This window comes from Streptomyces sp. NPDC090741, from assembly GCF_044769045.1.
Lineage (GTDB): Bacteria > Actinomycetota > Actinomycetes > Streptomycetales > Streptomycetaceae > Streptomyces.
The window spans coordinates 235,767-241,766 of the sequence record NZ_JBIVXF010000013.1 but is presented as its reverse complement, the minus strand read 5'-3'; the positions used below and the strand labels follow the sequence as shown (position 1 = coordinate 241,766).

The following is a 6,000-nucleotide window of genomic DNA, read 5'->3' as shown; positions in this document are numbered from 1 at the left end:
TTACTCCCCCCCCCCCCCACAAAAAACACAACACCACCCCCCCCCCCCCCCCCCCCCCCCCCCCCCCCCCCCCCCGCGGGGGGGGGGGGGGGGGGCCCCCCCCCCCCCCCCCGCCGCTGATGCCGGATCAGGCGTCGACCTTCTCCATGACCTCGTCGGAGACGTCGAAGTTGGCGAAGACGTTCTGCACGTCGTCGCTGTCCTCCAGCGCGTCGATCAGCTTGAAGATCTTGCGCGCGCCCTCTTCGTCGAGCTCGACCTGCATGGTCGGGACGAAGCTGGAGTCGGCCGAGTCGTAGTCGATGCCCGCCTCCTGGAGCGCGGTGCGGACCGCGACCATGTCGGTGGGCTCGCTGACGATCTCGAAGGTGTCACCGTTGTCGTTGACCTCTTCGGCACCGGCTTCGAGCACCGTCTCCAGGACGTCGTCCTCGGAGAGCTCGCCCTTGGGCAGCAGGACGACGCCCTTGCGGTGGAACAGGTACGAGACCGAGCCCGGGTCGGCCATCGAGCCGCCGTTGCGGGTCATGGCGACGCGGACGTCGGACGCGGCACGGTTGCGGTTGTCGGTGAGGCACTCGATGAGCACCGCGACACCGTTCGGTCCGTAGCCTTCGTACATGATGGTCTCGTAGTCGGCGCCGCCGGCCTCGAGGCCGCCGCCGCGCTTGACCGCGGAGTCGATGTTCTTGTTCGGGACCGAGCTCTTCTTGGCCTTCTGGATGGCGTCGAAGAGGGTCGGGTTGCCCTCGATGTCGGCACCGCCCATACGGGCCGCGACCTCGATGTTCTTGATCAGCTTCGCGAAGAGCTTGCCGCGCTTGGCATCGATCACGGCCTTCTTGTGCTTCGTCGTAGCCCATTTAGAGTGGCCGGACATCCGCCTGTCTCCTTCGCGTAACCAACGGTGTGCACCTCAGATCCTACCGGGACCTGTTTACAGCCCCGCGCGCACCATGTCGACGAAGTACGCGTGGACCCGGTCGTCTCCGGTCAGCTCGGGGTGGAACGAGGTGGCGAGGACGTTGCCCTGGCGCACGGCGACCGTGTGGCCGTCGTACGTGGCGAGCACCTCGGCGGCGGCGCCGACCGACTCGACCCAAGGCGCGCGGATGAAGACGCCCTCGACGGGGCCGCCCTCTATGCCCGCGAAATCGATCTTCGCTTCGAAGGATTCGTTCTGGCGGCCGAAGGCGTTGCGGCGCACGATCATGTCGATGCCGCCCAGGGTCTCCTGGTCGTCGCGGCCGTCGAGCAGCTTGTCGGCGAGCATGATCATGCCGGCGCAGGTGCCGTAGACCGGCATGCCGGCCCGCACGCGCTCGCGCAGCGGCTCCAGCATGCCGAACAGGACGGCGAGCTTCGACATCGTCGTGGACTCGCCGCCGGGGATCACCAGGGCGTCGACCTCGGCGAGCTCCTCGGGGCGCCGGACCGGCCTGGCCACGGCGTCCGCCGCGGCCAGGGCGATCAGGTGCTCCCGTACATCGCCCTGGAGTGCCAGGACGCCGATAACGGGGTTGGTCATGGTGACTACCAGCCGCGGTTGGCGTAGCGCTCGGCCTCGGGGAGGGTGTCGCAGTTGATGCCGACCATGGCCTCGCCCAGGTTGCGGGAGGCGTCCGCGATGATCTTCGGGTCGTCGTAGAAGGTGGTGGCCTTCACGATGGCGGCGGCGCGCTTGGCCGGGTCGCCCGACTTGAAGATGCCGGAGCCGACGAAGACGCCCTCGGCGCCGAGCTGGCGCATGAGCGCGGCGTCGGCCGGGGTGGCGACGCCACCGGCGGAGAACAGCACGACCGGGAGCTTGCCGAGCTCGGCGACTTCCTTGACCAGCTCGTACGGGGCGCGCAGCTCCTTGGCGGCGGCGTACAGCTCGTTGTTGTCGAAGCCGCGCAGCTTGGCGATCTCGTTCTTGATCTGGCGCAGGTGACGGACGGCCTCGACGACGTTGCCCGTGCCGGCCTCGCCCTTCGAGCGGATCATGGCCGCGCCCTCGGCGATGCGGCGCAGGGCCTCACCGAGGTTGGTGGCACCACAGACGAAGGGGGTGGTGAACGCCCACTTGTCGGAGTGGTTGACCTCGTCGGCCGGGGTCAGGACCTCGGACTCGTCGATGTAGTCGACGCCGAGGGACTGCAGGACCTGGGCCTCGACGAAGTGGCCGATGCGGGACTTGGCCATGACCGGGATGGAGACGGCCTCGATGATCTCTTCGATCATGTTCGGGTCCGACATGCGCGCGACGCCGCCGTCCTTGCGGATGTCGGCGGGGACCCGCTCCAGGGCCATGACGGCCACGGCGCCGGCGTCCTCGGCGATCTTCGCCTGCTCGGCGTTGACCACGTCCATGATCACGCCGCCCTTGAGCTGCTCGGCCATGCCGCGCTTGACGCGGGAGGTGCCGATCGCGGACTCAGCGGACTGCGGGGTGGAGGGAAGCGTGCTCACGGATTGACCTCACTCGAAGGAAGACGGGTGCTGCGGTGCTACTGCGCCGAGCAAACCGTCCCCGACCAGTCCACCGCAAGGGCCAATGAGGAGCCGGTGGCCCCTTTCAACTTGGCCTTTGGGTACAACTGGGACCGCTGGGCCCCGCTACGGGCGGTCGGCAAGATCCACCGGAGGCTCGTCGTCCATTTCGAAGGCGAGCGGGAACGGGGCGTGGCCGGCCAGGCGGAACCAGCGGACCTTGCGGTGCCGGCGCAGCGCGCGGGCGGCCCGTACGGCGTCGTTGTGGAACCGCCGCGCCATGGGCACCCGGCGGACCGCCGCGGCCAGCTCCTCGGCGGCCGCCTCGCCACCGGGGGCCGCCTTGAGCAGATCCACCTGGGCGGCGTCGGCGAACACCGCGCGCAGCGCCTGGCTGAGCTCGCTCTCGGCGACCTCGCGCTGCTCCTCCTCGGCCTGGCGGGCGGCGTGGGCGGCCTCGTACAGGACGATCGAGGAGGCGGGGTCGAGCACTCCGGAGGTGGCCACTTCGAGCACCACGGAGGCGCGCCGTACGAGCTGCGCGTCGAGGGCGGCGCGGGCGGCATCCATCCGCGAGTGCAGCCGGTCCAGCCGTCCGGCGGTCCAGCTGAGGTAGACCCCGATGACGCCGAGCGCCAGGGCGGTCCAGACAAGGGTTTCGATCACGCCGCGCGACAATACCCTCCGGAGGCACCTCCGGAGGGCTACGTGTCCCGGCTCAGGCCCAGGCGGGTGCGCAGGCGGACGCGCTCGTCCGTGGCCACCGCCGCAGCGCCGTCCGTCACCGTCTCGTAGACCGCCAGGATGTCCGCGCCGACCGTCGACCAGTCGAAGCGGCGCACGTGCGCGGAGCCGCGGGCGCTCAGCTCCGCGCGCCGCTGCGGATCGCGGAGCAGGGCCACCGCGCCGGCGGCCAGCGCGTCCGCGTCCTCGTTGGCGAACAGCTCCCCCGCCGCCCCCTGGTCCAGGACCTGAGCGAACGCGTCCAGGTCGGAGGCGAGCACCGCGGCCCCCGCCGACAGGGCCTCGACCAGGATGATGCCGAAGCTCTCACCGCCCGTGTTCGGGGCCACGTACACGTCGACGCTGCGCAGCAGGCGCGCCTTGTCCGCGTCCGAGACCATGCCGAGGAACTCCACCCGCGCGCGCAGCTCGGCGGGCAGGGAGGCGACGGCCTCCTCCTCGTCGCCGCGGCCCGCCACGAGGAGCCGTACGTCCGGGCAGGCCTCCACGATCTTGGGGAAGGCCGCCATCAGGACGGGGAGGCCCTTGCGGGGCTCGTCGATCCGGCCGATGAAGCCGAGGGTCTGCCCGCCCCACTCAGGCTTCGGCTCGGCCGAGGCGAAGAAGTCCACGTCGACCCCGTTGGGGATCACGACCGCGTCCCCGCCCAGGTGCTCCACGAGCGTGCGGCGCGCGTACTCGCTCACCGCGATCCGGGCGCTGATCTTCTCCAGCGCCGGCTGGAGGATCGGGTACGCGGCGATCATGGCCCGCGAGCGCGGGTTCGAGGTGTGGAAGGTGGCCACGATCGGCCCCTGCGCCGCCCAGCAGGACAGCAGTCCCAGCGAGGGCGAGGCAGGCTCGTGGATGTGGATCACGTCGAAGACGCCGTCGTGCAGCCAGCGCCGCACCCGCGCCGCCGACAGGAAACCGAAGTTCAGCCGGGCCACCGACCCGTTGTACGGCACCGGCACCGCCCGCCCCGCCGAGACCACGTACGGCGGCAGCGGAGTCTCGTCGTCCGCCGGGGCCAGCACCGACACCTCGTGGCCGAGGCGGATCAGGTGCTCGGCGAGGTCGCGGATGTGGAACTGGACCCCGCCCGGTACGTCCCAGGAGTACGGGCACACGATGCCGATCTTCACTGGGCGCGCTCCTCCAGGTCGTCCAGCCACAGCCTCTGAAGCATGTGCCAGTCCTCCGGGTGCTCGGCGATCCCCTGCGTGAAGGCGTTGGCCACCGCCTGGGTCATGGCGGCCGTCTTCTCGGCCCGGTTCCCGGTCTTCGGCACCTCCACCTCGGGGTGGATCCGGCCGAACATCTTCGGCGAGTCCCCGTAGTGCAGGGTCGCCGGGAGCAGCACCGCCCCCGTCTGCTGCGCCAGCAGCGCCGGCCCGGCCGGCATGCGCGCCGCCGAACCGAAGAAGTCCACCACCACCCCGGAGGCCGACAGGTCGCGATCCGCGACCAGGCACACCAGACCTCCGGAGCGGAGCCGACGGGCCAGGGTCCCGAAGGCCGCCCCGCCACTGTGCGGCAGCACCTCCATGCCGAGGCTCTCGCGGTAGGCCACGAAGCGGTCGTACAGGCTCTCCGGCTTGAGCCGCTCGGCCACCGTGGTGAACGGGACGCCGATGTGGCCGATGGCCCACGCTCCGGCGAGATCCCAGTTGGCCAGGTGCGGCAGGGCGACGATGACCCCGCGCCCGGAGGCGAGTGCCTCGCGCAGGAGGTTCTCGTCCTTGAACTCGACGTCCGTGCTGAAGCGCTTCGGGTCCATGGTCGGCAGCCGGAAGGATTCCATCCAGTAGCGCATGTACGAGCGCATGCCGGCCTTCGAGAGCTCGCGCAGCCGCTCCGGTCCGGCGTCCGGTACGACGCGGGCCAGGTTCGATTCCAGCCGCAGCACGCTCTTGCCGCGCCTCTTCCACGCATAGTCCGCGATCCGGCGCCCGAGGGCCACCGCGGCGGGCTCCGGCAGCTTCTTCACCCCGGCCCAGCCGAGCCCGTACAGCCCGTCGACCAGCCTGTCCTGCACCCGGCCGGCCATCAGGCCGCGCCGCCCTCGGCCACGGCGGCCGCGGCGTCGGCCTCCCCGGCCTCACGGCGTACGGTGACCACCCGCTGGATCAGCGTGACCAGCGAGCCCACCGCGACGATCCACAGCGCGATCGGCAGCAGCACCCCGATCCACGAGGGCACGCCGAAGGTCTGCAGCCCGGCCAGACCGGCCGCGACCAGCGAGATCACCAGCCGCTCGGCACGCTCGATGAGCCCGTTGACGGCCACCGGCAGGCCGATCGACTCGCCGCGGGCCTTCGTGTACGAGACCACCTGGCCGCTGGCCAGGCAGAAGATCGCCACCGCGCACAGCACGTTGTCGTTCCCGGAGCCCGCGTACCAGAGCGCGAGGCCGCCGAAGATCGCCGCGTCGGCCACCCGGTCGAGCGTGGAGTCGAGGAAGGCGCCCCAGCGGCTGGAGACGCCCGCCTGGCGGGCCATGTTCCCGTCCACCAGGTCGGAGAACACGAACAGGGTGATGGTGATGGTGCCCCAGAAGAACTCCCCCCGGGGGAAGAAGACCAGCGCTCCCGCCACCACTCCGGCCGTGCCGATCAGGGTGACCGCGTCCGGGCTCACCCCCCGCCGGAGGAGGAATGCGGCGAATGGCGTGAGAACACGCGTGAAGAAAGCACGCGCGTACTTGTTCAGCATGGCCTTCCCGGAGGGTCGCTGGGCCGCACGGCCACATCGGCCACCGGCTGGCCCATCGTAGCCAGCGCCCCGGGCCCCCGGCGCCGCGCA

At 71.1% G+C, this 6,000-nt stretch carries 7 protein-coding genes; all 7 read right to left on the bottom strand.

Annotated elements, in window-relative coordinates; translation table 11 throughout:
• Positions 1–127 precede the first annotated feature (127 nt).
• Positions 128–880, bottom strand: a complete 753-nt coding sequence (locus ACIQU4_RS31060) for a YebC/PmpR family DNA-binding transcriptional regulator (RefSeq protein ID WP_403737646.1) — start codon at positions 878–880, stop codon at positions 128–130.
• Between the two features lie 57 nt (positions 881–937).
• Positions 938–1,528, bottom strand: coding sequence for a pyridoxal 5'-phosphate synthase glutaminase subunit PdxT (gene pdxT, locus ACIQU4_RS31055; RefSeq protein WP_385584464.1), 591 nt, complete (start codon positions 1,526–1,528; stop codon positions 938–940).
• A gap of 5 nt (positions 1,529–1,533) precedes the next feature.
• Positions 1,534–2,451, bottom strand: coding sequence for a pyridoxal 5'-phosphate synthase lyase subunit PdxS (gene pdxS, locus ACIQU4_RS31050; RefSeq protein ID WP_030157377.1), 918 nt, complete (start codon positions 2,449–2,451; stop codon positions 1,534–1,536).
• Between the two features lie 147 nt (positions 2,452–2,598).
• On the bottom strand, positions 2,599–3,138 hold the full coding sequence (locus tag ACIQU4_RS31045) for a hypothetical protein (RefSeq protein WP_403737643.1): 540 nt from the start codon (positions 3,136–3,138) through the stop codon (positions 2,599–2,601).
• A gap of 38 nt (positions 3,139–3,176) precedes the next feature.
• Complete coding sequence (locus tag ACIQU4_RS31040; RefSeq protein ID WP_403737640.1) at positions 3,177–4,340, bottom strand: glycosyltransferase family 4 protein; 1,164 nt, start codon at positions 4,338–4,340, stop codon at positions 3,177–3,179.
• On the bottom strand, positions 4,337–5,245 hold the full coding sequence (locus tag ACIQU4_RS31035) for a phosphatidylinositol mannoside acyltransferase (RefSeq protein WP_403737637.1): 909 nt from the start codon (positions 5,243–5,245) through the stop codon (positions 4,337–4,339). The genes ACIQU4_RS31040 and ACIQU4_RS31035 overlap by 4 nt, the downstream gene beginning before the upstream one ends.
• A complete protein-coding gene (gene pgsA, locus ACIQU4_RS31030) occupies positions 5,245–5,910 on the bottom strand; it encodes a phosphatidylinositol phosphate synthase (RefSeq protein ID WP_403737635.1) in 666 nt (221 codons plus the stop codon). Before pgsA ends, ACIQU4_RS31035 begins: the two co-directional genes overlap by 1 nt.
• Positions 5,911–6,000 lie beyond the last annotated feature (90 nt).

Excerpts from the sequence above, each read along its gene's own strand:
- ACIQU4_RS31060 (WP_403737646.1), bottom strand. The coding sequence starts at position 880 with ATGTCCGGCCACTCTAAATGGGCTACGACGAAGCACAAGAAGGCCGTG.
- pdxT (WP_385584464.1), bottom strand. The coding sequence starts at position 1,528 with ATGACCAACCCCGTTATCGGCGTCCTGGCACTCCAGGGCGATGTACGG.
- ACIQU4_RS31035 (WP_403737637.1), bottom strand. The coding sequence starts at position 5,245 with ATGGCCGGCCGGGTGCAGGACAGGCTGGTCGACGGGCTGTACGGGCTC.
- pgsA (WP_403737635.1), bottom strand. The coding sequence starts at position 5,910 with ATGCTGAACAAGTACGCGCGTGCTTTCTTCACGCGTGTTCTCACGCCA.